The sequence below is a fragment of the Gordonia sp. p3-SID1431 genome (genome assembly GCF_025143765.1).
GTDB lineage: Bacteria > Actinomycetota > Actinomycetes > Mycobacteriales > Mycobacteriaceae > Gordonia > Gordonia hongkongensis.
This window is the reverse complement of sequence record NZ_JAMBDT010000079.1, coordinates 1-23,693: the sequence shown is the minus strand read 5'-3', so window position 1 is coordinate 23,693 and position 23,693 is coordinate 1. Positions and strand designations below refer to the sequence as shown.

Here is a 23,693-nt window from a genome sequence, read left to right as displayed (position 1 = left end):
TTTCGCTGTCCCGCTCCCCATCGGCCTACGGCCGATTGGCTGGAGTGTGGTTGTGGTGCACCGTGTTTCATATCGCCCAGTCTATCACGACTCCCGTCGGGCAACGGGCCGGAACCACCGCTGTGGGGGGGGGGGGGCGCCCCCCCCCCCCCCCCCCCCCCCCCCCCCCCCCCCGCGCGCCCCCCCCCCCCCCCCCCCCCCACCGCGGTGTGTGTCCGTCAGAGTTCGGTGACGCTGCCACCGGCAGCGGCGATCTTCTCCTTGGCGGAGGCGGTGAACTTGTCGGCGGTGATGTCGACCTTGACCGACAGGTCACCGTCGCCGAGAACCTTCACCAGCTTGTTCTTGCGAACGGCCCCGGCCGCGACGAGCTCGTCGACGCCGATGGTGCCGCCCTGCGGGAACAGGCGGGCGATGTCGCCGACGTTGACGACCTGGTACTCGATCCGGTTGCGGTTGGTGAAGCCCTTGAGCTTCGGCAGCCGCATGTGGATCGGCATCTGGCCACCCTCGAAGCCGGCGGGCACGTTCTTGCGTGCCTTGGTGCCCTTGGTGCCGCGACCGGCGGTCTTACCCTTGGACCCCTCACCGCGACCCACGCGGGTCTTGTCGGTCTTCGACCCCGGAGCGGGGCGAAGGTGATGGAGTTTGATGGTCATGCTTGAACCTCTTCGACTGTCACGAGGTGACGAACCGCGTTGATGAGGCCGCGGTTGATCGGCGTGTCCTCGCGGGTGACGGTCTGGCGGATGCCCTTGAGTCCGAGGGTCCGCAGGCTGTCACGCTGGTTGCTCTTGGTACCGATGGTGCCCTTGACCTGAGTGATCTTCAGCTGAGCCATGATCAGACCCCCTGTCCTGCGCGAGCGCGGAGCATACCGGCCGGAGCGACATCCTCGATCGGCAGACCGCGGCGGGCCGCGACCTCTTCGGGACGCTGCAGCATCTTGAGTGCCGCGACGGTGGCGTGCACGACGTTGATGGCGTTGTCCGAGCCGAGGCTCTTGGCGAGGACGTCGTGGACGCCCGCGCACTCGAGCACGGCACGCACCGCGCCACCGGCGATCACACCGGTACCGGGGCTGGCCGGGCGGAGCATGACGACACCGGCGGCGGCCTCACCCTGGACCGGGTGGGTCACGGTGCCGGCGATCAGGGGCACGCGGAAGAAGTTCTTGCGAGCTTCCTCGACACCCTTCTGGATCGCGGCCGGGACTTCCTTGGCCTTGCCGTAGCCGACGCCGACCATGCCCTGGCCGTCGCCGACGACCACGAGAGCGGTGAACGAGAAACGACGTCCACCCTTGACCACCTTCGAGACGCGGTTGATGGTCACCACGCGCTCGAGCTGGTTGCGGTCCTGGTCGCGGCCGCCACGATCGCGGCGGTCGCCGCGGCCACCGCCGCGACGGTCGTTGCCGCCGCCCTGGTTGTTCTGGTTGTTGTCGTTACCGGCGGGTCCGTTTCCGCCGTCACGCTGACGTCCGGGCATCAGAGGTTCCCTCCGGTCATGTGGGTGTAGCTGTTCGAGATGGTCATCAGAAGCTCAGGCCTCCCTCGCGGGCGGCGTCGGCGAGCGCGGCGATCCGGCCGTGGTAGTCCTTGCCACCACGGTCGAACACGACGGCGTCGACGCCGGCAGCCTTGGCGCGGGCGGCGATGAGCTCGCCGACCTTGCGGGCCTGCGCGGACTTGTCGCCGCCGGCCGCACGCACATCGGCCTCGATCGTCGATGCCGCGGCCAGCGTCTTGCCGGCCAGGTCGTCGATCAACTGGACGTGGATGTGGCGCGAGCTGCGCTTGACCGCGAGACGCGGACGGGCCGGGGTTCCGCTGACCTTCTTGCGGAGGCGGAAGTGACGGTTGCCGGTCGCCTTGCGACGACGCGTCGAGACGTCCTTGCCGATCGGCTTGCGCACTGTCTTGGTAGCTGAATCACTCATGGCTTACTTACCCGTCTTTCCGACCTTGCGACGGATCTGCTCACCCTCGTAGCGAATGCCCTTGCCCTTGTAGGGGTCCGGACGACGCAGGCGGCGGATGACCGCCGAGATCTCGCCGACTTGCTGCTTGTCGATACCCGAGACCGAGAACTTCGTCGGGGACTCCACGGCGAACGTGATGCCCGCCGGGGCCTCGATCGGCACGGGATGGCTGTAACCGAGCGCGAACTCGAGGTCGCTGCCCTTGGCCTGCACGCGGTAACCGACACCGAAGATCTCCATCTTCTTGGTGTAGCCCTGCGTGACGCCCACGACGAGGTTGTTCACGAGCGAACGGCTCAGGCCGTGCAGCGCGCGGCTGCGACGCTCGTCGTTGGGGCGGGTCACGACGATGGAGTTGTCCTCCTTGGCGACCGAGATGGGCTCGGAGACGGTGAGCGAGAGCTCACCCTTGGGGCCCTTCACGGTGACGTTCTGGCCGTCGATGGTGACGTCCACGCCCGCGGGGATCTCGATGGGGTTCTTTCCGATACGCGACATGTGTTGTTACCTCCCCTACCAGACGTAGGCGAGGACTTCGCCGCCCACGCCCTGGTTGGCTGCCTGGCGATCGGTGAGCAGGCCCGACGACGTGGAGATGATGGCCACGCCGAGGCCGCCCAGAACCTTGGGCAGGTTGGTGGACTTTGCATAGACCCGGAGACCGGGCTTGGAGACGCGGCGCAGACCGGCGATGGAGCGCTCGCGACTCGGGCCGTACTTCAGGGAGACGACGAGGTTCTTCCCGACCTCCGCGTCTTCGGTGCGGTAGTCGGTGATGTAGCCCTCGCGCTTGAGGATCTCGGCGATGTTCACCTTGATCTTCGACGAGGGCAGTGTCACCTCGTCGTGGTACGCCGAGTTGGCGTTACGCAGACGCGTCAAGAAGTCTGCGATCGGGTCAGTCATGGTCATGGGTGACCGTCAACCTTTCTCGTAGCGGTTCCCATACAGCGCCGGTGGCCGGAAAAATCCCGGTGACCTGCGGTGGGCCTTCCACGAAGTGGATAGTTGTTTCTGAAGGTTCTCGCCGCCGATGCCCTTGGCTTTTCGCCGGCACCGGAGACTATTCAGTTGTGTCCCGGACACCTGAGGTGCACAGGCAACCGGTCTAGTGTAGGGAATCCGCAGCGTAGACCCAAATCGGCACCGGTCGGCAGTGGCGACCATCAGGCACCATCGAGGGTATGGATCGACGCAAACTCCTCAAAACGGGCCTGCTCGGGGCCGGGCTGCTCGGCATCACCGGTACGTCGCTGGTGACCGGGTGCGCCACCGACGATCCGCCGACGCGGGATCGATCCGGCTCGGGTCCGACGGGCACGTCCGCAGACGCCGCGTCGGTCGAGACCGTCGCATCCGGGCTGAACGTGCCGTGGGCGCTGGCCTTCCTCGGTGACGGCGATGCCCTCGTCACCCAGCGCGACGACGCCACGATCGTCCGGGTGTCCCCTGGGGGTGAGGTCCGGACCGTCGGCGAGTTCGCTGACGCCGCTCCCCGCGGCGAAGGCGGGTTGCAGGGCATCGCGGTGGCGCCAGGCGACGAGAGCGCGGTGTTCGTCTACTACACGACCGCCACCGACAATCGGCTGGTGCGCCTGGACTTCGACGGCGACCGGCTCACCCGTCCCCGACCGCTGATCACCGGACTCGACGCGGCCTACAACCATCACGGCGGCGCCCTCGCCTTCGGTTCGGACGGAAGCCTGTTCGTCGCGGTCGGCGATGCCGCCGTACCCGAGGTCGCCCAGGACGTCACCGCGTTGAACGGCAAGATCCTGCGGGTGGACCGGGATGGCCGCCCGTGGCCGGGCAACCCGTTCGGCAACGAGGTCCACTCGTACGGGCACCGCAACGTCGAGGGCCTGGCCTTCGACGGCGCAGGCCGGCTGTGGGCCAGTGAGTTCGGACAGAACCGTCGTGACGAGCTCAATCTGATCCGACCGGGTGGCAACTACGGGTGGCCGGAGGTCGAAGGCGATTCCGATGATCCGCGGTTCGTCGCGCCGGCCGCCACCTGGACCACGCAGGAGGCGTCCCCGGCCGGGCTGGCGATCATCGGCGACCGCGCCTACATGGCCGCGCTCCGCGGCCGGCGGCTGTGGGAGATACCGCTCACGGGGTCGGCCGCCGGCGAGCCGGTGAGCAGGTACGCCGACGAGTTCGGCCGGCTGCGCGTCGTGGCCGCCGCGCCCGACGGCTCACTGTGGTTCGGCACGAGCAACACCGACGGACGCGGCCGGCCGGCCGACGGGGACGATCGTCTGCTCCGGATGCGGCTCGGCTGACCACAGTTCCGGCGCGCGGACCAGAAGCCATCCGACGGGCGCCGATCGGTTCTGTACGGAATCGACAGTTCGATTCTCGAATCATTTCGCGGAACCATTTTCCGAAATCGTCTCATCGCCGGACTCTCATGGGTGCGAGCCCGTCATCACCGGGTGTTTTCGCAACGATTGTGTGGCCTATTCCAGGCGGCAGGATCACCGCGTCGGTCGACAGCGTAACAACGAACTGGCCTCGATCCGCCGAACATCACCTCGTCGCCGCGCCGCGATGTCATGGTGGAACACGTGGATTCGACTCATCTTCCCGAGCTCGTCGACGAGCTCCTGTCCTCGGCCCGCGAAGCGTCGAGCCGACGGGCCTCTCATACGTTGCACGGCAACTCTTCTCGACATCTTCGACAAACGGTGATCGCACTGGTCGCGGGCGCGGCACTGTCGGATCACGACAGTCCCACCGAGGCCACGCTGCAGGTCCTGCGCGGGCGTGTCGTCCTGACCTCGGCGGACGGCGATCCGGCCGGCCGGTGGGAGGGCGCCACCGGCGACCTGGTGACCATTCCGTCGACGCGTCACGGCCTGACCGCACAAGAGGACTCGGCGATCCTGTTGACGGTTGCCACGCGTTGACCTAAGCGACCAGATTGTTTCCCGAATGACCGACGGGTGTATTTCCCACAAACGTTTTCGGCATATCTGATCGACTTTGCGATTCGGGAAGAAACAATTGCCGACCCTCCGTATGGTGTCGCTCATGGCCCGGTCAGAAGATGTACAGGGTTCTGCAGCCACCGCACTGTTGGACATCGGCAGGTTCTTCACCCGATGGGACGAGACCGACGATCGTCGTGTCGTCTTCCGGGACGGCGGTCGGGCGGGTGACGTCTTCTACCGGGATCGATGGAGCCACGACAAGATCGTGCGCTCGACACACGGCGTGAACTGCACGGGCTCCTGCTCGTGGAAGGTCTACGTCAAAGACGGGATCATCACCTGGGAGACCCAGGAGACCGACTACCCCTCGGTGGGCCCGGACCGGCCCGAGTACGAACCCCGCGGGTGCCCGCGGGGCGCGGCCTTCTCCTGGTACACCTACTCCCCCACCCGGGTCCGACACCCGTACGCCCGGGGTGTGCTGGTGGAGATGTTCCGCGAGGCGAAGCGCCGGCTCGGCGATCCCGTGCTGGCGTGGGCCGACGTCGTCGGAGACCCGCTGCGCCGACGCTCCTACCAGCGCGCACGGGGCAAGGGCGGGCTCGTTCGCGTCTCCTGGGACGAGGCCGTCGAGATGGCCGCGGCAGCGCACGTCCACACGATCAAGGCCCACGGTCCGGACCGGTGCGCGGGTTTCTCCCCGATCCCGGCCATGTCGATGGTCAGCCACTGCGTCGGCACCCGGTTCATCCAGCTGATCGGCGGGGTGATGACCTCGTTCTACGACTGGTACGCCGATCTGCCGGTGGCCAGTCCCCAGGTGTTCGGCGACCAGACCGACGTCCCGGAGTCCGGGGACTGGTGGGACGCGACGTACCTGATGATGTGGGGTTCCAACGTCCCGGTGACGCGGACCCCGGACGCGCACTGGATGGCCGAGGTGCGCTACCGCGGCACCAAGGTGGTCTCGGTCAGCCCCGACTACGCCGACAACACCAAGTTCGCCGACGAATGGCTGCCCGCGCAGGCCGGCACCGACGGGGCGCTCGCGATGGCGATGGGACACGTCATCCTCACCGAGTTCTTCGTCCGGCGCTCGACCGGGTTCTTCGACGACTACGTGCGCCGCTACACCGACCTGCCGTTCCTGATCCACTTGGACGAAAAACCGGGCGGGCCGGACGGTGACTCGACCGGCACCGACGTCCCCGGAAAATTCGTCCCTGGGAAGTTCGTGACCGCCGACGAGTTGCCCGGCGCGGAACATGTTGCCTCCGAGGACGTCTGGAAGACGGTGTGCTGGGACGAGGCACGCGATGAGCCGGTGGTGCCCAACGGCTCGATGGGGTTCCGGTACGCCGACTCCGGTGCGGGGCGATGGAATCTCGATCTCGGTGGCGCGCAACCCGCGCTGACACTCATGAGCGATGCGGCCGAATTCGTCGAAGTCGCGTTCCCGGTCTTCGACGCCCCCGACGGCAGCGGCGCCGTGGTCCGCCGAGGTGTCCCCGCGCGGCGGATCGGGGGACGGCTCGTCACGACCGTCTTCGATCTGATACTCGCGCAGTACGGCGTCACCCGGGACGGGCTCCCCGGCGAGTGGCCCACCGGCTACGACGACGCATCGGCGCCGTACACACCGGCGTGGCAGGCCGAGATCACCGGCGGGCCGGCCGCGGCGGCGATTCGCGTCGCGCGCGAATTCGCCGCCAACGCCGAGGAATCCGGCGGCCGCTCGATGATCATCATGGGCGCCGGGATCTGCCAGTGGTTCCACGGCGACGCGACCTATCGGGCGATCCTGTCCCTGCTCATCCTCACCGGATGCATGGGCCGCAACGGCGGCGGTTGGGCGCACTACGTCGGGCAGGAGAAGTGTCGTCCGATCACGGGCTGGATCTCGCTGGCGAACGCGCTGGACTGGACGCGCCCGCCGCGGACCATGACCGGGACCTCGTACTGGTACATGCACACCGGGCAATGGCGCAACGACGGGTACTCGACATCCTCACTCGCCTCCCCGCTGTCGCGCGGCACGATGGACCACGAGCACACCGCCGACGCCATCGCCCAGTCGGCGCGGCTCGGCTGGATGCCCTTCTATCCCCAGTTCTCCACCAACCCTCTCGACGTCGCCGACGAGGCGACCGCCGCCGTGGATCGCGGTGACGCCGCCGATCCGGCGTCCTACGTCGCAGAGCGTCTGCAGAACGGCCAACTGACATCCGCCATCACCGACGTCGACGCACCCGAGAACTGGCCCCGGACCCTCGTGCTGTGGCGGTCCAACCTGCTCGGTTCCTCGGCGAAGGGCAACGAGTACTTCCTCCGGACCCTGCTCGGCACCCACCACAACGTGCTCGGCGCCGAGAAACCCGAGACCCCGAGGCCTGCCGAGATCCGTTGGCACGACGACATTCCGGAGGGGAAGCTCGACCTGCTGCTGTCGGCGGATTTCCGGATGACATCGACCACGCTGCTGTCGGACATCGTCCTGCCTGCTGCGACCTGGTACGAGAAGCACGACCTGTCCTCGACGGACATGCACCCGTTCGTCCACGCGTTCACACCGGCGATCGACCCGCCGTGGGAGGCGAAGTCCGACTTCGACCTGTTCCACCGGCTCGCACGCAAGCTGTCGGACCTGGCACGCACCCACCTCGGTACACGGCGCGATCTCGTCAGCGTCCCTCTGCAGCACGACACCCCGGCGAGGTTGCACAACCGCACGGCCGGATTCTGGACTGGCGACACGACGGCGTTGTCGGACAGCCAGGCCGGAACATGCCCAACTTCACCGTGGTGGAACGGGATTACACCGCGATCGCGGACAAGCTGGCGTCCATCGGACCGCTCGCGGACACCCTCGGCTTCACCGTCAAGAACGTGACCTACCCGCTCGAGGAACAAACACGCACACTCGCCGAATCCAACGGCGTGATGCTCGGCGGCGCCGGCGACGGACGACCGGCCATCGACACCGACGAGAAACTCGCCGAGGCGATCCTGACGTTGTCGGGCACCACGAACGGCGAACTCGCGGTGGCCGGCTTCGAACAGCTGCAGCAACGCGTCGGCTTCCGCCTCGACGACCTCGCGCGCGGTTCGGAGGAGAAGCGCATCCGCTTCGCCGACACCCAGAAGGCACCCGTGCCGGTGATCACGTCGCCGGAGTGGTCCGGGTCGGAGACCGGCGGCCGCCGGTACGCACCGTTCACGGTGAACATCGAGCGGCTCAAGCCGTTTCACACGCTCACCGGACGGATGCACTTCTATCTGGACCACGACTGGATGATCGACATGGGCGAGTCGCTCCCGATCTACCGGCCGCCGCTGGACATGCACCGCCTGTTCGGCGAACCCAAGCTCGGACCCGACGGCGCCCGGGAGATCACGGTGCGGTACCTGACGCCACACTCGAAGTGGTCGATCCACTCCGAGTACCAGGACAACCTGTTCATGTTGTCGCTCTCCCGCGGCGGGCCGATCGCCTGGCTGAGTCCCCAGGACGCCGCCTCGATCGACGTCGCCGACAACGACTGGATCGAATGCACCAACGCCAACGGCGTTTTCGTGTGCCGTGCAATCGTCAGCCATCGCATGCCGGCCGGGGTCTGCTACGTCCACCACGCCCAGGAACGCACGATCGACGTCCCGAAGTCGGAGGCGACGGGCCGCCGGGGCGGCATCCACAACTCGCCGACGCGGCTGCTGGTGAAACCGACCCACCTCATCGGCGGTTACGCCCAGTTGTCCTACGCCTTCAACTATCTCGGACCGACCGGCAATCAACGCGACATGGTCTCGACCATCCGCAAACGCAGCCAGAAGGTGACGTACTGATGCGGGTCATGGCCCAGGTCGGGATGGTGATGAACCTCGACAAGTGCATCGGGTGCCACACCTGCTCGGTGACCTGCAAGCAGGCGTGGACCAATCGGTCCGGCACCGAGTACGTGTGGTTCAACAACGTCGAAACCCGTCCCGGACAGGGGTATCCGCGACGGTACGACGACCAGGAGACCTGGCAGGGCGGCTGGGTCCTCAACCGCAACGGCAGGCTGCGCCTGCGCGCCGGCGGCCGCGTGCGGAAGCTGTTGACCCTGTTCGCGAGTCCGGTCCAGCCGACCATCGAGGACTATTACGAACCCTGGACCTACGACTACCAGACCCTCATCGACGCCCCGCTCGGCGACGATTTCCCGGTCGCCCGTCCCAAGTCCCTGCTCACCGGCAAGGACACCAAGGTCACCTGGTCGGCGAACTGGGACGACAACCTCGGCGGTGCACCGGAACTCGCCGAGCGCGACCCCATCGTCGAGAAGCTCCGGCGCGAGTCCGAAGACGCGGTGAAGTTCGGCTTCGAGCAGACCTTCATGTTCTATCTGCCGCGGATCTGCGAACACTGCCTCAATCCGTCATGCATGGCGTCGTGCCCCTCCGGTGCGATCTACAAACGCAGCGAGGACGGCATCGTGCTCGTCGACCAGGACCGCTGCCGCGGCTGGCGGCAGTGCATCACGGGCTGCCCGTACAAGAAGATCTATTTCAACCACAAGTCCGGCAAGGCCGAGAAGTGCACGCTGTGTTACCCGCGCATCGAGGTCGGGCAACCGACGGTGTGTTCCGAGACGTGCGTCGGCCGGCTTCGCTACCTGGGCATCTTCCTCTACGACGCCGACGCCGTGACTGCGGCCGCCTCGGTCCCCGATGATCGCGATCTGTATGAGGCGCAACTCGATCTGATGCTCGACCCCGAGGATCCGGCGGTGATCGCCGCCGCTCGACGCGACGGCATCCCGGACGACTGGCTCGAGGCCGCGCGCCGATCGCCGGTCTACGCGCTGGCGAAGAAGTACCGTGTCGCGCTCCCGCTGCACCCGGAATACCGCACGATGCCGATGGTCTGGTACGTCCCACCGCTGTCGCCGATCGTCGACCTGCTCGCCGAGCAGGGTCACGACGCCGAGGGCGCGGGAACACTGTTCGGCGCGATCGAGGCCCTTCGGATTCCGGTGGAGTACCTGGCCGAATTGTTCACCGCCGGTGACACGGTCGTCATCGACACGGTGCTGCGCCGCCTGGCCGCCATGCGCTCGTACATGCGCGACGTGACCCTGGGCCGTGAACCCGACGCGGGAATACCGGCCGCGGTGGGGATGACCGAGGAGGCGGTGTACGAGATGTACCGCCTGATGGCGATCGCGAAATATGAAGAGCGATACGTGATCCCCACGGCTCATCTCGAACAGGCCGAGAAACTGGACGAGATGGGATGTTCGCTCGACTACGACGACGGGCCCGGCATGTTCGACTCGTCGCCGTTCGGCGAGGCCAGCGGTCGTCCCGCGCCGGTGTCGGTGGAGACGTTCCATGCGCTGCGTCAGCGTCAGACCACTGACACGGCGGCCGGCGAGCACACGATGGCGGGCCGGACCAACCTGCTCAACTGGGACGGCAACGGGGCCCCGCCGGGCCTGTTCCCCGAACGCGTACCCGGATCGACTCCCGACGAGGAAGCACGATGAGGGGACCACGGTTGTTCGCACGTCGCTCGCGGGCGACCGACGAGGGCACCGTCATACGGTTGATCGCGTCCTGGTGCCTGAGCTATCCCGACGACGAGGTCCTCGGCCGCGTCGATCTGATGCGGGCCGCCCTCGCCGAGATGGATGACGCACAGACCCCACATCTGCTGCGGCAGATCACCGACCACCTCGCCGACGGCGATCCGGCAGCGCTGCGCCGCGAGTACATCGAGCTCTTCGATCTCTCGAAACGGCACACGCTCTACCTGTCGTACTGGTCCGACGGCGACACCCGGCGTCGGGGCGCGTCGCTGGGCGAGTTCAAGCAGGCCTACCGCGACAGTGGATTTCTCGTGGACCTGCGCGGTGAATTGCCCGACCATCTGCCGATCGTTCTCGAGTTCAGCGCGCGGGCCGATCCGGGCCGCGGCGTCGAGCTGCTCGAGAAGCACCGTGCAGCACTGGAATTGATCCGGTTCGCCCTGCTCGACGCGGAGTCGCCGTACGCCGGGGCGGTGGCGGCGGTGTGCGCCACCCTGCCCAGTCCCTCCCCACCCGACCGGGCCACGGCCATGGCGATGTGTGCACCCGCACCGACGGAGACTGTGGGACTGGAACCCTTCGATCCCCGCCTGCTTCCGATCAACCCGACCCGAGCGTGAGGTGACCTGTGGACATCTTCCTGTGGGGCGTGGTGCCCTACGCGACGCTCGGACTGCTCATCGGTGGAACCATCTGGCGCTATCGCTACGACAAGTTCGGGTGGACGACGCGGTCATCCGAGCTCTACGAGTCCCGCCTCCTGCGGATAGCGTCGCCGCTCTTCCACTACGGCGTGCTCGTGGTGATCATCGGCCACGCGATCGGATTGCTGATCCCGGAGTCGTGGACGGAGGCCATCGGCGTCTCGGAGACGCTGTACCACTGGGGTGCCGGGGGTTTCGGGATCCTGGCGGCAGTCGCCACCCTCGTCGGGGTCGCGATGCTGGTGTACCGCAGGCGGACCGTCGGCCCGGTGTTCATGGCCACCACGCGTAACGACAAGGCGATGTACCTGGTGCTGGTCACGGCGCTGGTGGCAGGCACCTACATCACGCTGATCGGCACGCTCGACCCGCACGCGCCCGGCGTGAACTACCGCGAGACCGTCTCGCCCTGGTTCCGTTCACTGTTCGTGTTGCAACCGGACGTCACGGCGATGGCGGCGGCGCCCTTGCGTTTCCACGTGCACATCCTGATCGGGATGCTCCTCTTCGCGATGGTCCCCTTCACCCGGCTGGTGCACATCTTCACCGCGCCGGTGCACTACCTCTTCCGTCCCTACATCGTGTACCGAAGCCGCGACCGACGTGTCGCGCCGGGTAACCAGCCCCATCGGCCGGGGTGGGCGCCCGTCGGAGTGAAGGACCGTGATCGATGAGCACCGACACCACGACGCCCGCCATCAGCTCGCATGCGCAGACCACGAACCTCGCTCTCGCGACACTCGCGTTCACGATCAGCTTCTGGGCCTGGAACCTCATCGGTCCGCTCGGGGTCGTCTACACCGACCAACTCGACCTGAGCGCCACCCAGAAGTCGATCCTCGTCGCCATCCCGATCCTGGTCGGCTCGCTCGGGCGAATCCTGACCGGCGCACTGACCGACCGCTTCGGCGGCCGCCTCATGTTCACCGTTCTGCTGGTCGCCACCATTCCGTTTGTCCTGCTGGTCGCCGCCGCCGGACATTTCGACAGCTACGCGTTGCTGCTCGTCGCCGGCTTCTTCCTCGGCGTCGGCGGGACGACGTTCGCCGTGGGCATCCCCTTCGTGAACGCCTGGTACGACAAGTCCCGGCGCGGGTTCGCGACCGGCGTCTTCGGAGCCGGGATGGGCGGAACGGCGTTGTCGGCCTTCTTCACCCCCCGGTTCGTGTCGTGGTTCGGATACATCGCGACGCACATCATCATCGCCGTCGCGCTCGCGGTGGTCGCCGTGGTCTGTTGGTTGTTCATGCGCGACTCACCCAGGTGGGCCGCGTCCCACGACTCGGTGGTCCCCAAACTGATCGGTGCGGCCAAACTGCCGATCACCTGGCAGCTCGGTTTTCTCTACGCTGCGGCGTTCGGCGGCTTCGTCGCCTTCAGCACCTACCTGCCGACCTACCTCAAAGACGTCTACGACTTCGACCTCCAGGCGGCCGGCACGCGCACCGCCGGTTTCGCGATCGCGGCCGTCATCGCCCGGCCCGTCGGCGGTGTCCTGTCCGATCGCTTCGGACCGCGCATCATCACCGTGATCTCCTGTGGCGGTGCCGCCGTGCTCGCCGTGTGGATGATCACCAAGCCGCCCCTCGAGATACCCGCCGGTCTCGACTTCGTCCTGATGGCGGTCTGCATGGGACTCGGTTCGGGGTCGGTCTTCAGCTGGGTCGCGCAGGCCGCGCCCGCCGAGCGGGTCGGTTCGGTCACCGGGATCGTGGGTGCCCTCGGCGGGCTCGGCGGCTTCTTCCCGCCCATGGTCATGGGGGCCACCTACGACGCGACCACCCACAGCTACACGATCGGGCTCGTGCTGCTGGTCGTCTTCGCCACGTGCGCGGCCCTGTTCACCGTGTTCGGCATCCGACGCACGGCGAACACCTGACGCCCACCTCCTCGGCTGCGGCGTCGGGAGAATTGTCGGGGCCTCGTGTTCTGATGTTCGCACCCGTCGAACAAAGGAGCGATCCATGTCAGACCACGCTGCCGCGATCCGAGGTCTGCCCCGGTGGCATCCCAATCCGCTCATCCGTTCCACCATCGAGACCATCCGGCGCTGCGGCTGGCAGGTGACCTCGGTCGGCGAGGCGGACGCCGAGTTCGACGCACCGCCTGCAGATGCTCGAACCGAGTGCGGGTTCTCCTACACCTCCGGACTCTCGCTGCACTCGATCCCGGAGCTCTCGATCTACGGCGTCGATCCCCTGACCGCGACACACGTGCTGAACGAACTGGGCGCCCTGCTCCACCAGGAGGACTGGCGTGATCTCGTCGCCGCGCAGTCCGACATCCCGTTGCAGACGGTCGCCGTGACCGTCCGACTCATCGAGCAACTCGACCACGACGAGCTGCTCCTGGCGAACCTGTTGTTCCCCGACCACCCGAAACTGCAGGTGGTCTGGCCCGACGACCACGGCCACCTCCCATGGGAAGACGGCTACACCCTGCTCCCGATGCACCAGCCGGTGAAGGGGATGCCGCAACTCCTGGATCCCCCGCGCCCGCAACCACGCCTTCTCACAACCGAATCCGGGCCCGACCGAACCCGCCCGCGACGGGCACGTCGCATCTCGGGTCACTGACCTGCGGCCGGCGGCCTCCCGGCGTGTCCGGGGCGACATGTGTCCGTGTTGCCCCGGACAAACGGAGCCCGGAGATGCCACCATGGTTGGTCTGGGGGCTCGAACAGACCACGGGGGCACGTGGAAAGGCAGGTCGGCGTGGCGCACCTCCCGGTCGTGGTCGCTGCACTCGTCGCCCTCGTCCTCGCGGTCGCCTTCGTCGCCGTCATCTACCGGCGTCCGCAACGCGGTCTCCTGGTCTTGGCCGCGCTCACCCCCCTCGACGGTCTCCTCGACATCGCCCCGTTGCCCGGCGTCGCCTCGGCGTGGAAGGAGGGCGTCCTCGCGCTGACGCTGATCTGCGCGGCCAATCGCCGGGTCCGGCCCGCCGACCGGACGGACCCGCCGTTGCAGCTGCCGTGGTGGCCGGCCGCGGCCGTGCTGGTCGCGTTCGGGGTCGTGTCGGCGCTCTACGTCTACGGCCCCATCGGGCTGTACGGCGTCAAGGTCACCTTCTTCTACCTCTTCGTGGTCCTCGCGCTATGGCTGACGCCGTTCGACGCGCTCGACCGCGACCGACTGGTCTCGATCATCATGGCGCTCGGGGTGCTCACCACCCTCGTGGGCATCGGCCAGCAGCTCCTGGGTCCGGCGCGGCTGGTCGAACTCGGCTACACCTTCGGCGAGCAGGTGCGGACGAGCGGTCCGCTGTTCCGGACGTTCAGCACGTTCAATCAGCCCTTCGGTTTCGGACTCTTCGTCATGCTGGCCCTGCTCGTCGGCGGAGCAGTGGCGCTGTCGGACACCGCCCGCCGGCGCAACCGGTTGTTCCTCGTCTGCTGGCCGGTCATGGCGATCACGATGGCCACGTCGGTGGTGCGGGCGGCGATCCTCGGCCTCATCGTCGGTGTGATCTGGCTTGCGGCCCTTCGCTTCCGCCGCCTCATCGCCCCGCTGCTCGCAGTCGGGGTCGTCGCCGTCATCTCGCTGCCGTTCCTGCCGTCGAACATCACCAAGGTGTTCTTCTCGTCGAGCAGCCTGAGTCAGCGCGGCTCCGGGTGGGGTGAGATCTTCGCGAGCATCTGGGTGCACCCGCTCGGGACCGGCCTGGCGTCGAGCGGATCGGCGGCCGACGCGATGTCGGCGGCCCAGGGCGACACGACGCGGACGATCACCGCCGGCGCCGGCGGTACCGTGCAGCAGTTGTCGAAGAACTACCAGCCGGACAACTACTACGTGAAGCTGCTCATCGAACTCGGGCCGATCGGGTTGTGGTTGTTCCTGGCCCTGATCGTGACCGCGATCATCTGGTGCGTGCAGTACTCGCGCCGGATGCCCGACCCGGATGGAGCCCTCGTCCTGGGTGTCAGTGCGTCCATGGTCGCGGCGATGGTGGCCTGCCTGGTCGCCACCTACTTCGAGATCTTCCCGCTCGACTTCTACTTCTGGTTACTGTTGGGAGCTGCTGGATGCGCGACGGCACAACACGAATCACGTACGGTGCGCTTGCACTTCGTCCCGGAGGCAGCGGCGTCCAGACCTACATCCGCGAACTCCTGAGGGCACTGCCCGGCCACGTCGACGGCACCGCCCTGTCCGCAGTCGTGCAGACCGACGCGGTCGGCGAACTGCCCCCGGCGATCACCCCGGTGGAGCGTCCCGTCGCCGACGGTGTCCGACGGGCGGTGTTCGGCGTACTCCCCACCCGCTCGGGCGGCGTGTTCCACGGTCTCGACGTCGACCTACCAGTCGCCGGCCCCGCCACCACGGTCGCGACCGTGCACGACCTGTCGGTGCTCGACATGCCGTCCGCGTCGAGCCGGTTTCGCGCCGCGGGCGAATCCGTACTCGTCCGCACGACCCTCCGTCGGGCCGACGTGCTGATCGCCGTCTCCGAGTTCACCGCCGAACGAATCCGCGAGACCTGCGGACGGGATGCCCACGTCACCGAACTCGCGCCCGCCGACTGGGCCCGCCCACCCGCGCCGGCCGATGTCGAACGGGTTCGGGCGAAATACGATCTGCCGGAACGCTTCGTGATGCAGATCGGCACCGTCGAACCCCGCAAGAACGTCGAACTCGTCGCGGCGGTCGCCCGGCGCCTCGACATTCCGTGCGTGCTCGGCGGCGCGGGTTCGACGGGCCCGGGCGCCCCGTCGTCGGCGGTCGGGCTCGGTTACGTCGATGTCGGGGACCTGCCGGCGCTCTACGCCGCGGCGACCGTGACCGCCTACGCCTCGTTCTACGAGGGTTACGGCCTTCCGCCCGTCGAGGCGATGGCCTGTGGCGGTGCCGTCGTCGCGAGCGCGGTGGGCGCGCTTCCCCAGGTCGTGGGTGACGGCGCGACACTGGTGCACGGCCACGACGAGGACGACTGGGTCCGTGCCCTCGAACCCCTCGTGCGCGACGACTCGGCGCGCACCGAACTCGTCGCCGCCGGCACCTCGGTGGCGTCAGCCCTCAGCTGGGACACCACGGCCCGCCGGACGGTCGAGGCCTACCGGGCCGGCGGCATCGACATACCCGGTGCGGGGCGCCGTGAGCCCTGACGTCACCGGCCCGCTGCCGTCCGATGCGCTGGTGGATCAGCAGGCCGAAGCCGAGCTGCTGGCCCGCGCGACCGGTGCCGGGAGCGCAGCGGGCGGGCCGAACACCACCGGCGCCGGGAGCGCAGCGAGCGGGCCGAGAATCACCGGCGCCGGGAGCGCAGCGAGCGGGCCGACGACTGCGCCGGCCGCCGAGCCCGGCGCGCACCCGGCCTCGGATGCGCGGGCCGCCACCCGTGCCACCATCGCGATGCTGACCAGTCGCGTGGTCATCGCCGCCCTCGGCTGGGCCGGGAGCGTCCTCATCGCGCGCACCCTGTCCCCGGAGGACTGGGGCACCTACTCCTTCGTGTTCGCGCTGCTCGGTCTGACCGCGATCTTCACCGACCTCGGGGTCGGCCGGGCGGTGATGGCCCGGCTCATCTCCGACGACCCCGACGACGTCGCGAAGACGTCCTCGGCGTTCATCGCCCTGCGGGTGGTGCTCGGCCTTCTCGGCTACCTGATCGCCGTCGCCTACGTGATCGTGCTGCAGTATCCCGGCGACGTGATCCGCGCGACCGCGATCGCCGGACTCGTCGTCGTGTTCGCCACGCCCGCACAGGCACTCACGGTCATCTTCCAGAGCCGGCACCGCCTCCTGCTCACCGCGATCGCCGAGAGCCTGGGCCAGGTTCTGCAGCTGGCGCTGACCATCGCCGCCGTGCTCGTAGCGCCGGCACTGCTGGTGTTCGTACTCGCCCCGGTCGCGAACGAGATCCTGTCGCTGATCATCAAGGTCGTCGGGATCGCGCGCCGGTCGTCGGGACTGCGGCCGTCGCGGGTCGTCGAATGGTCGCGATGGAAACCGATGCTCTCCGATGCCCTTCCGCTCGCACTGGGCCTCGCCCTGACCATCGCGCTGCAGAAGGTCGACGTCCTGCTGCTGAGTCTGCTCGATTCGCTCGACGCGGTCGGCATCTACAGCATCGGGTACAAGTTCTCCGACATCATGGACACCTTCATCCTGGCCGCGATCGGACCCGTCAGCACCCTGCTGGTCGCCGCCTGGCCCGACCAGTCGGCGGTCCTGCGCCAGCGGTGCCGGAGTGCGGCGGTGGTGTTCGCCGCGGGCGGTGCCGTGTCCGTGGCCGCCTTCTGGCCGAGCGCCGGCCCGATCATCGGACTCCTGTACGGCGACCGGTTCGTCGTCGGGGCCGACGCCGCGCGGCTGCTCGTTCTGGGCGCGGCGCTCACCGCCTTCATCGTGCTCGGCATCTTCCTGCTCGCGGCGACCGGTCGGGCGAATCGCTACCCGTGGATCGCGGTCGGCGGCCTGGCACTCAACGTGGTGCTCAACCTGATCCTGATCCCGCGGTACTCCTATGACGGGGCCGCCTTCTCCACCGTCATCACCTTCGCCCTCGCGGTGGTGGCACTGTGGGTAGTCATCGGTCGGACGCTGCCCATCTCGGGTCTGCTCCCACTCGGCGCACTCACCACGTTGACCCTGGTGACGGTGGCGGCGTGCGCCATCGGGGTCTGGCTCGCGGATTCGATTCCCTGGCCGGTCATCTCGGCCGGTACCGCACTGATCGTCGCCGGACCCGCGGTACTGCTCACCCGGGCGGTGACCACGCCGCCCGGCCGACACACGAAGGTGGTCCGATGACCGATTCCGAGCACCCGTGCACGATCGTCTTCGTCGCGCACACCGGCCATGTCTCCGGGGCGGAGAAGGTGATGCTCGATCTGATCGACGTCGCGCTCGCGCGCGGCCACCCGGTGCGGGTCGTCAGTCCCGACGGCCCCCTGGTGGGACGACTCCCGGCCCCGGTCGACCATGTGTCCATCCCGCCGCTCGGCCTGAGCGGCGAGCGCGGTGTGGCGCGCCTCGCGGGTGCCGGTCGCCTCCTGCTCGACTGGGTACGCGCCGGTCGCACCCTGCGCCGGGTGACACGTCGGTCCGACACCTCGACGATCGTCAACTCCTTGTTCGCACTCCCCGCCGCACGCGTCGCGCAACCGACGGGCCGCGTCTCCTGGCTCGTGCACGACACCCTGTCGTCGGGGCGGCAGCGCACCGTCATCCGCGTCAGCGCGCCCGTGGTCCGGCGCGCCGTCGCGGTGTCGGAGGCGACGTCGGTCCCCCTCGCGAACCTCGGTCTGCCGGTCGTCGTGGCCCACAACGGAGTCACCTGGCCGGTCCCCGCGCTGCCCACCGGGCTCCACGACCCACCGGTCGTCGGGATGCTGGCTCTGCTCACCCCCTGGAAGGGGCACATCGTCGCGCTCGACGCGGTCGCCGGTCTGCCGGACGTCGAACTGGAGTTCGCCGGGGGCTCCTTCCCCGGGGACGCCGATCACGTTGCCGCACTGCATGCCCGGGCCGCCAGACCGGACCTCGCCGGACGCGTCCGGTTCCTCGGGCACACCGATCTCCGCGCCGCCCTGGAGCGGTGGGATGTCGTGCTCTCGGCGAGTGTGACGCCCGAGGCCGGACCGCTCTCGGTCCTCGAGGCGATGGCCTACGGCACACCGGTCATCGGCACGGATCACGGCGGCACCACCGAGTTCCTACGGGACGGCGCCGGAGTCCTCGTCCCGCCGTCGGATCCCGCCGCGCTGGCCGCGGCGATCAGCCGCGTCCTCGACGACGCCGACCTGCGCCGTTCGCTGACCGCGGAGGCGCGTCGTCGGATCGCGGACGGACACGACAAGTCGGCGACCCTACCGCGTATGCTCGACGAGTTGTTGTCCGGCTGAGGAGAAGTCCACCGCCGGCACCTGCCGCGCGCGATGCGCGTCTCGTCAGATAGGCACCATCCATGACACGGTCCCTGCACGGTCGGGCCACCCGGTCGGCCCTCGCATACGTGTGCATCCTCGTCGCAACCCTCGCCGCGATCGTATGGGTCCGCAGCGACGCGCATTCGGCGCCGGCTGCGTGCTCACTCGCCAACGGCGAGAACAAGGTCGCGGCGTCGCCGGGTGCCTCGTTGCTCGGTGCGTCCGATGAGGACCTCAATCGGGAGCTGTCGGTCGCCCAGGACCTCGGTATGTGGGCGGTGCGACTCGACGTGGACTGGTCGGTCGTCGAACCCCGGCGCGGACAACGGAACTGGGCGCCCATCGACCGGGTGGTCAACGCCGTGGTCGCCCACGGGATGTGTCCGCTGGGGCTGGTGACCTACACACCGCTGTGGGCGGCACGCGCGTCCGACTTCCCGCGCAACAGCCACTACCGGCCCGCCGACCCCAACGTCTTCGCATCCTTTGCCGCGGCCGCGGCGCAACGGTACGCCGAATCGATCGCGGTCTGGGAGATCTGGAACGAGCCCAACCTGGCGAACTACTGGCTGCCGAGGGCGAACTCGGCCGAGTACGGCCGCCTGCTCGCTGCGTCCTACGCGGCCGTCAAACGCGCGGTCCCCGGCGTCGCGGTGATCTCCGGAGGGCTCGCACCCGGCACCGACAACGGCCGCGACATCGCACCGCTGACCTTCGTGCGCAATCTGTATCAGGGCGGATTCAACCGCTCGCTGGACGCACTCGGCGTGCATCCCTACACCTATCCGGCTCTGCCCAACGACCCCGCCGCGGCATCGTGGAGCACCGCGGCACGGATGTGGGACATGCGCGACGTGATGGTCGCCGCGGGCGACGGCGACAAGAAGATCTGGATGACCGAGTTCGGCGCACCGACCGGAACCGGCACGAACGCCGTCACCGAGGAGGTCCAGGCACAGAGCATCGCGATAGCCATCGGCGCCCAGAGCGACGCGCCCTGGCTCGGACCGCTGTTCGTGTACTCGCTGCGAGACGCCGGCACCGACCCGAACAATCTCGAGCACAACTTCGGCCTGGTGCGCCGCGACTGGTCACCGAAGCAGGCGTACTCGATGCTCGCCTCGCGGTGACCTCCGAAATCGTTTCTCGCACACGCCACGCCCGCCGGTGCCGACCACGATTGCCCGCTTCCTTCGTTATGGTGAACTGACAGCTGATCGACACTGCAATGTCCGGGGATGGTCGGGGGGCATCCGACACCACAGGAGTTAGGCGTGACCTCCAGCTTCGATGCCGCCGGGCGACGTGATGCGCCGCCCTCGGTCGACCTGTTCGGGCACTTCGGTGATCTCTTCCGTGTCGCCGTCCCCGCGATCCTGATCGGCATCCTCGTCGGCGCCTCGGTGTTCGCGCTGCGGACCGCATTGGTCCCGAAGGAGTACTCGGCCACGGTCGTCACCGAGATCACGCCGGCCGGCACGATCATTCCGGGCGACGCCTTCGTCGAACAGTTGCGTGCCCCGTTCGTGGCGCTGTCCACCGACGAGAACGTCCTGCAACAGGTGCTCACCCAGGTCGACACCGGATGGACGACAAGCGAGTTGAGCTCGCACGTCACCACGACTCCGGGAACGGCTCCCACACTGATGGACTTCACCGCCACGGCGCCGACGAGTACCCAGGCCGAAGACGTCGCCCGCGCGATGGTCACCGCCATCTCCGCCGCGTCGCTGTCCACCCATGCCCGCGACATCACCCGGCAGATCGATCAACTGCGTGCGCAGGTGACCGCCGAGCGCGTCCGCAACCGCGCACTGCCCGACCGCAGCGAGGCGAAGGTCGAATCCGATGCGACCCTCGCCGATCTCGACTCCCAGCTCACCCGGTTGCAGAACTCGTCGTCGGACACGCTCACCATCCTCGCGGCACCGTCGGCGAGCGAGGTGCCTGTCAGCCCCAAACCGGCCCAGGAGGGTGCGGTCGCCGGCATCGCCGCGACGATCATCGCGGCGGAGCTGCTCGCACTGCTCCGTGGGCGGGTCGGCCGGAAACCGAACCCGATCTGGGCCCGCCGCGCGGCGCACCGGTACGGCGCGGAGCTCACCTACGGACAGCGGGGCGAGCCGGCGCTGCCGGCGAATCTGCTGCCCGCGTTCGCGCAACGCCATCGCCGCGCCCAGGTCGCGCTGATCCTCACCGGCGACCACATCGACGCCGCTCGCGCGATCGACGACATCCGTCACCCGGAGGACGACGCGACCACCGGGCACCGTCTGCGCATCGTCCGGTTCCCTCTCGCCGAGCCCTGGTGGCAGAGCGTCGATCCCGGGGACGTCGCGCTCGCGGCTGTGGTCGTCTCGTCTGCTGGACGTGATCGCAAGGCGGCCGACCGGGCGCTGTCCCAGCTCGCGACCATCGGGTCGACCCGTCATCTGATCGTGCAGCGCACGGGGAAGCAGCCTTCCGCGCCTGCCCTGTCCACCGCCGCGGACCCGGTCCCCGACAATCGTGCCGGGGGCGAAAGTGCCGGGGCCACAGCCGCATCGAGAGCCGAGGTTGCCACACCCATGACACCCCAGCCGCCGTCTGACGATCGACGAGGCGCGACACTCGATTCCGACCGGTTCCGAACCGCGCCGGGAGATGTGGGCAGCAATGCCCGGTGACCGCGTCGCCGTCGTCCACGAACGACTCACGGAGATCGCCGGGTCCGAGCACGTCGTCGAACAACTCGCCGCGACGTGGCCGACGGTCGAGGTACACGCGCCGATCTCACGGACCGAGGGGGTACCGGCCGGATTGGCCGAGCCGCCGATCACCTCGTCGCTCAATCGCGCCTACCGCCTGCTCGGCGAACGCAGCTACGCCCCGTTGCTCCCGCTGATGCCACTGGCATTCCGGCGGATGCCGCTGCGGGATGCCGACGCGGTCGTGACCAGCCATCACGCCTTCGCCACCCAGGCGGTGCACGCGACCGACGCGCCGGTCATCGCCTACGTACACAGTCCGGCCCGCTGGGCATGGGATCCGTCGCTGCGCGCGGGCGAGGGCGGCGGGGCAGCCGGCGCCGCGATCCTGTCGGCGCTGTCGGTGGTCGCCCGGCGCTGCGAAGTCGGCGCCGCGCCCCGTCTGCACACCGTCGTCGCGAACTCCTCGGCCGTCGCCGAGCGCATCCGCGAGCACTGGGGACGTGAGTCGGTCGTCGTGCACCCGCCGGTGGACCTCGACGGCTTCACACCGGATCCCGCGGTGCCCCGTGAGGACTTCTACCTCCTCGCCGGACGACTCGTCCCGTACAAGCGACCCGACCTCGCGATCGCGGCGGCCGCCCGCGCCGACGTCCGGCTCGTGGTCGCGGGAGACGGACGGGCCATGCCGCAGTGTCGCGAGCTCGCCGGCCCGAAGACGACGTTCCTCGGCCGCGTCCCCCACGACACCCTGCTGAACCTGCATCGCAGCGCCCGCGCGGTCCTGATGCCCGGGATCGAGGACTTCGGCATCGTGCCCGTCGAGGCGATGGCCACCGGCACGCCCGTCATCGCGCTCGGTGAAGGCGGCGCCCTCGACACCGTCGTACCCGGATCGACCGGTCTGCTGATCGAACCGGGGACCGACGACGAGATCGTCGAGCGGCTGGCCGCGTCGTTGCGCGACTTCGCCGTCGACGACTACGACCGATCCGAGATCCGCGCCTGGGCCGAGCGCTTCCGGCGCGAACGGTTCCGCGACGAGATGCGCGAGGTCGTCGATGCCGCGCTCTGACAACGCCGCAACCGCCGGGGCGCAGCGTGCCTCCGTCCTCGACCGTGCACTGGCCACGTCCCGCACGATCTCGGTGACCGGCCCGATGACGGCCCCGGATCTCGACCTCATCCGGGCTCGCCTGACCCGGGCGTGGACACCGACGTCGAGACTGAGTCTCGTCCCCGATCCGGCGTCGGCGAGCTGGGCCCACGACGTGGCGACCCTGCCGCGGGTCGTCGAGCGGCCCGACCTCGCCGACCTGCCGATCGGCGACATCATGACGCGCCTGCGGAACCGTCCCGAGCCGCTGCCCCGACTCGAGGTGCTCGTGTGTGGTCAGTGGCTGGTCATCGACCACACCCACGGCATGGGCGACGGCCGCCTCGGCGTCGAGCAGATCGCCGGTCTGGCCAGCCACCACGAGTTCCCGATGACCGAGCGGTTCGAACGCTCGCTGCCGCCGGACGCCGCCTGGCAGGCGTTGCGTCGTCACGTCCTGCGACACCCCAGACGTTTGCGCGACATCATGCGCCTGCGCGCTGCGAACGTCTCGCCGCCGACCCACGGACCAACGCGCGTCATCGAGGACTGGCATGCCACCCGCTGCGCCCTCACCGCCGCGATGCGCCCGGGGCAGACCGACGAACTCAAGCGTGCGATCGCCGACACCGGTGTCCGGATGTCCTCGGCGGCGGTGACTGTCGCGCTGTGGCGCGCCGCCCTGTCCGCGCAGGGCGTTCCCCTCGACGAGCGCACGCAGATCCTCTTCGACTGCCGCCGCTATCTCGACGCCGGGCACGCCGAGGACCATGGCAACTTCGCCGTGGGCATACCACTGCGCTTTCCACGCGACGCGACGCCGATGGAGATCGGGGACCGCATCCG

At 68.7% G+C, this 23,693-nt stretch carries 21 protein-coding genes and 1 pseudogene; 16 read left to right on the top strand and 6 right to left on the bottom strand.

The window, feature by feature from the left end:
- Nucleotides 1-218: 218 nt before the first annotated feature.
- Genes rplO through rpsH form a run of 6 tightly spaced genes read right to left on the bottom strand, consistent with a single transcriptional unit; the run spans nucleotide 219 to nucleotide 2,896 of the window.
- Complete coding sequence (rplO, locus tag M4D77_RS17765) at nucleotides 219-659, bottom strand: 50S ribosomal protein L15 (protein WP_004023566.1); 441 nt, start codon at nucleotides 657-659, stop codon at nucleotides 219-221.
- Nucleotides 656-841, bottom strand: a complete 186-nt coding sequence (gene rpmD, locus M4D77_RS17760) for a 50S ribosomal protein L30 (RefSeq protein ID WP_058251976.1) — start codon at nucleotides 839-841, stop codon at nucleotides 656-658. Before rpmD ends, rplO begins: the two co-directional genes overlap by 4 nt.
- Nucleotides 842-843: 2 nt before the next feature.
- Nucleotides 844-1,491, bottom strand: coding sequence for a 30S ribosomal protein S5 (rpsE, locus tag M4D77_RS17755; protein ID WP_058251977.1), 648 nt, complete (start codon nucleotides 1,489-1,491; stop codon nucleotides 844-846).
- Between the two features lie 46 nt (nucleotides 1,492-1,537).
- The gene (gene rplR, locus M4D77_RS17750; protein WP_058251978.1) at nucleotides 1,538-1,942 is read right to left on the bottom strand and encodes a 50S ribosomal protein L18; all 405 of its coding nucleotides are present in this window, start codon (nucleotides 1,940-1,942) and stop codon (nucleotides 1,538-1,540) included.
- A gap of 3 nt (nucleotides 1,943-1,945) precedes the next feature.
- Nucleotides 1,946-2,482, bottom strand: coding sequence for a 50S ribosomal protein L6 (gene rplF, locus M4D77_RS17745; RefSeq protein ID WP_058251979.1), 537 nt, complete (start codon nucleotides 2,480-2,482; stop codon nucleotides 1,946-1,948).
- Nucleotides 2,483-2,497: 15 nt separating this feature from the next.
- On the bottom strand, nucleotides 2,498-2,896 hold the full coding sequence (gene rpsH / locus M4D77_RS17740) for a 30S ribosomal protein S8 (protein WP_004023571.1): 399 nt from the start codon (nucleotides 2,894-2,896) through the stop codon (nucleotides 2,498-2,500).
- 272 nt (nucleotides 2,897-3,168) lie between these two features.
- Here rpsH and M4D77_RS17735 point away from each other — a divergent pair, with 272 nt between their 5' ends.
- The 16 genes and pseudogenes from M4D77_RS17735 to M4D77_RS17660 all read left to right on the top strand — a co-directional run.
- Nucleotides 3,169-4,269 (top strand): sorbosone dehydrogenase family protein, encoded by a 1,101-nt coding sequence (locus M4D77_RS17735; RefSeq protein WP_068969971.1) that lies wholly within the window; start codon nucleotides 3,169-3,171, stop codon nucleotides 4,267-4,269.
- A gap of 285 nt (nucleotides 4,270-4,554) precedes the next feature.
- Nucleotides 4,555-4,896, top strand: a complete 342-nt coding sequence (locus M4D77_RS17730; RefSeq protein WP_083229291.1) for a cupin domain-containing protein — start codon at nucleotides 4,555-4,557, stop codon at nucleotides 4,894-4,896.
- A gap of 124 nt (nucleotides 4,897-5,020) precedes the next feature.
- Nucleotides 5,021-8,763, top strand: a pseudogene (locus M4D77_RS17725) (nitrate reductase subunit alpha).
- Nucleotides 8,763-10,448 (top strand): nitrate reductase subunit beta, encoded by a 1,686-nt coding sequence (narH, locus tag M4D77_RS17720; protein WP_068969973.1) that lies wholly within the window; start codon nucleotides 8,763-8,765, stop codon nucleotides 10,446-10,448. The pseudogene M4D77_RS17725 and the gene narH overlap by 1 nt, the downstream one beginning before the upstream one ends.
- A complete protein-coding gene (gene narJ, locus M4D77_RS17715; protein WP_165629733.1) occupies nucleotides 10,445-11,110 on the top strand; it encodes a nitrate reductase molybdenum cofactor assembly chaperone in 666 nt (221 codons plus the stop codon). Before narH ends, narJ begins: the two co-directional genes overlap by 4 nt.
- Before the next feature lie 8 nt (nucleotides 11,111-11,118).
- Nucleotides 11,119-11,868, top strand: a complete 750-nt coding sequence (narI, locus tag M4D77_RS17710; protein WP_058251983.1) for a respiratory nitrate reductase subunit gamma — start codon at nucleotides 11,119-11,121, stop codon at nucleotides 11,866-11,868.
- Entirely contained in the window at nucleotides 11,865-13,073 is a 1,209-nt protein-coding gene (locus tag M4D77_RS17705; protein ID WP_247449937.1) for a NarK/NasA family nitrate transporter, read from the top strand. The genes narI and M4D77_RS17705 overlap by 4 nt, the downstream gene beginning before the upstream one ends.
- Nucleotides 13,074-13,158: 85 nt before the next feature.
- On the top strand, nucleotides 13,159-13,770 hold the full coding sequence (locus M4D77_RS17700; RefSeq protein ID WP_211538362.1) for a DUF4262 domain-containing protein: 612 nt from the start codon (nucleotides 13,159-13,161) through the stop codon (nucleotides 13,768-13,770).
- A 138-nt stretch (nucleotides 13,771-13,908) separates the two neighbouring features.
- Complete coding sequence (locus M4D77_RS17695; protein ID WP_068972027.1) at nucleotides 13,909-15,309, top strand: O-antigen ligase; 1,401 nt, start codon at nucleotides 13,909-13,911, stop codon at nucleotides 15,307-15,309.
- Between the two features lie 32 nt (nucleotides 15,310-15,341).
- Nucleotides 15,342-16,298: a glycosyltransferase family 1 protein gene (locus M4D77_RS17690; RefSeq protein ID WP_083229461.1), complete on the top strand. Its 957-nt coding sequence runs from the start codon at nucleotides 15,342-15,344 to the stop codon at nucleotides 16,296-16,298.
- On the top strand, nucleotides 16,288-17,946 hold the full coding sequence (locus M4D77_RS17685) for a flippase (RefSeq protein WP_259936827.1): 1,659 nt from the start codon (nucleotides 16,288-16,290) through the stop codon (nucleotides 17,944-17,946). Before M4D77_RS17690 ends, M4D77_RS17685 begins: the two co-directional genes overlap by 11 nt.
- A complete protein-coding gene (locus M4D77_RS17680; RefSeq protein WP_068972025.1) occupies nucleotides 17,943-19,040 on the top strand; it encodes a glycosyltransferase family 4 protein in 1,098 nt (365 codons plus the stop codon). Before M4D77_RS17685 ends, M4D77_RS17680 begins: the two co-directional genes overlap by 4 nt.
- A gap of 62 nt (nucleotides 19,041-19,102) precedes the next feature.
- Complete coding sequence (locus M4D77_RS17675; protein WP_058251989.1) at nucleotides 19,103-20,194, top strand: cellulase family glycosylhydrolase; 1,092 nt, start codon at nucleotides 19,103-19,105, stop codon at nucleotides 20,192-20,194.
- A 144-nt stretch (nucleotides 20,195-20,338) separates the two neighbouring features.
- Entirely contained in the window at nucleotides 20,339-21,730 is a 1,392-nt protein-coding gene (locus M4D77_RS17670) for a hypothetical protein (RefSeq protein ID WP_068972024.1), read from the top strand.
- The gene (locus M4D77_RS17665) at nucleotides 21,720-22,826 is read left to right on the top strand and encodes a glycosyltransferase (RefSeq protein ID WP_068972023.1); all 1,107 of its coding nucleotides are present in this window, start codon (nucleotides 21,720-21,722) and stop codon (nucleotides 22,824-22,826) included. Before M4D77_RS17670 ends, M4D77_RS17665 begins: the two co-directional genes overlap by 11 nt.
- On the top strand, nucleotides 22,813-23,693 hold an 881-nt coding region (locus tag M4D77_RS17660; protein ID WP_259936826.1), incomplete at its 3' end, for a hypothetical protein. The genes M4D77_RS17665 and M4D77_RS17660, both read left to right, overlap by 14 nt.

Coding starts and splice junctions, on each gene's coding strand:
- narH (WP_068969973.1), top strand. CDS start 8,763: ATGCGGGTCATGGCCCAGGTCGGGATGGTGATGAACCTCGACAAGTGC.
- M4D77_RS17735 (WP_068969971.1), top strand. CDS start 3,169: ATGGATCGACGCAAACTCCTCAAAACGGGCCTGCTCGGGGCCGGGCTG.
- rpsH (WP_004023571.1), bottom strand. CDS start 2,896: ATGACCATGACTGACCCGATCGCAGACTTCTTGACGCGTCTGCGTAAC.
- rplF (WP_058251979.1), bottom strand. CDS start 2,482: ATGTCGCGTATCGGAAAGAACCCCATCGAGATCCCCGCGGGCGTGGAC.
- rpsE (WP_058251977.1), bottom strand. CDS start 1,491: ATGCCCGGACGTCAGCGTGACGGCGGAAACGGACCCGCCGGTAACGAC.
- M4D77_RS17705 (WP_247449937.1), top strand. CDS start 11,865: ATGAGCACCGACACCACGACGCCCGCCATCAGCTCGCATGCGCAGACC.
- M4D77_RS17700 (WP_211538362.1), top strand. CDS start 13,159: ATGTCAGACCACGCTGCCGCGATCCGAGGTCTGCCCCGGTGGCATCCC.
- M4D77_RS17680 (WP_068972025.1), top strand. CDS start 17,943: ATGACCGATTCCGAGCACCCGTGCACGATCGTCTTCGTCGCGCACACC.
- rplR (WP_058251978.1), bottom strand. CDS start 1,942: ATGAGTGATTCAGCTACCAAGACAGTGCGCAAGCCGATCGGCAAGGAC.
- M4D77_RS17675 (WP_058251989.1), top strand. CDS start 19,103: ATGACACGGTCCCTGCACGGTCGGGCCACCCGGTCGGCCCTCGCATAC.
- rpmD (WP_058251976.1), bottom strand. CDS start 841: ATGGCTCAGCTGAAGATCACTCAGGTCAAGGGCACCATCGGTACCAAG.
- rplO (WP_004023566.1), bottom strand. CDS start 659: ATGACCATCAAACTCCATCACCTTCGCCCCGCTCCGGGGTCGAAGACC.
- M4D77_RS17665 (WP_068972023.1), top strand. CDS start 21,720: ATGCCCGGTGACCGCGTCGCCGTCGTCCACGAACGACTCACGGAGATC.
- narJ (WP_165629733.1), top strand. CDS start 10,445: ATGAGGGGACCACGGTTGTTCGCACGTCGCTCGCGGGCGACCGACGAG.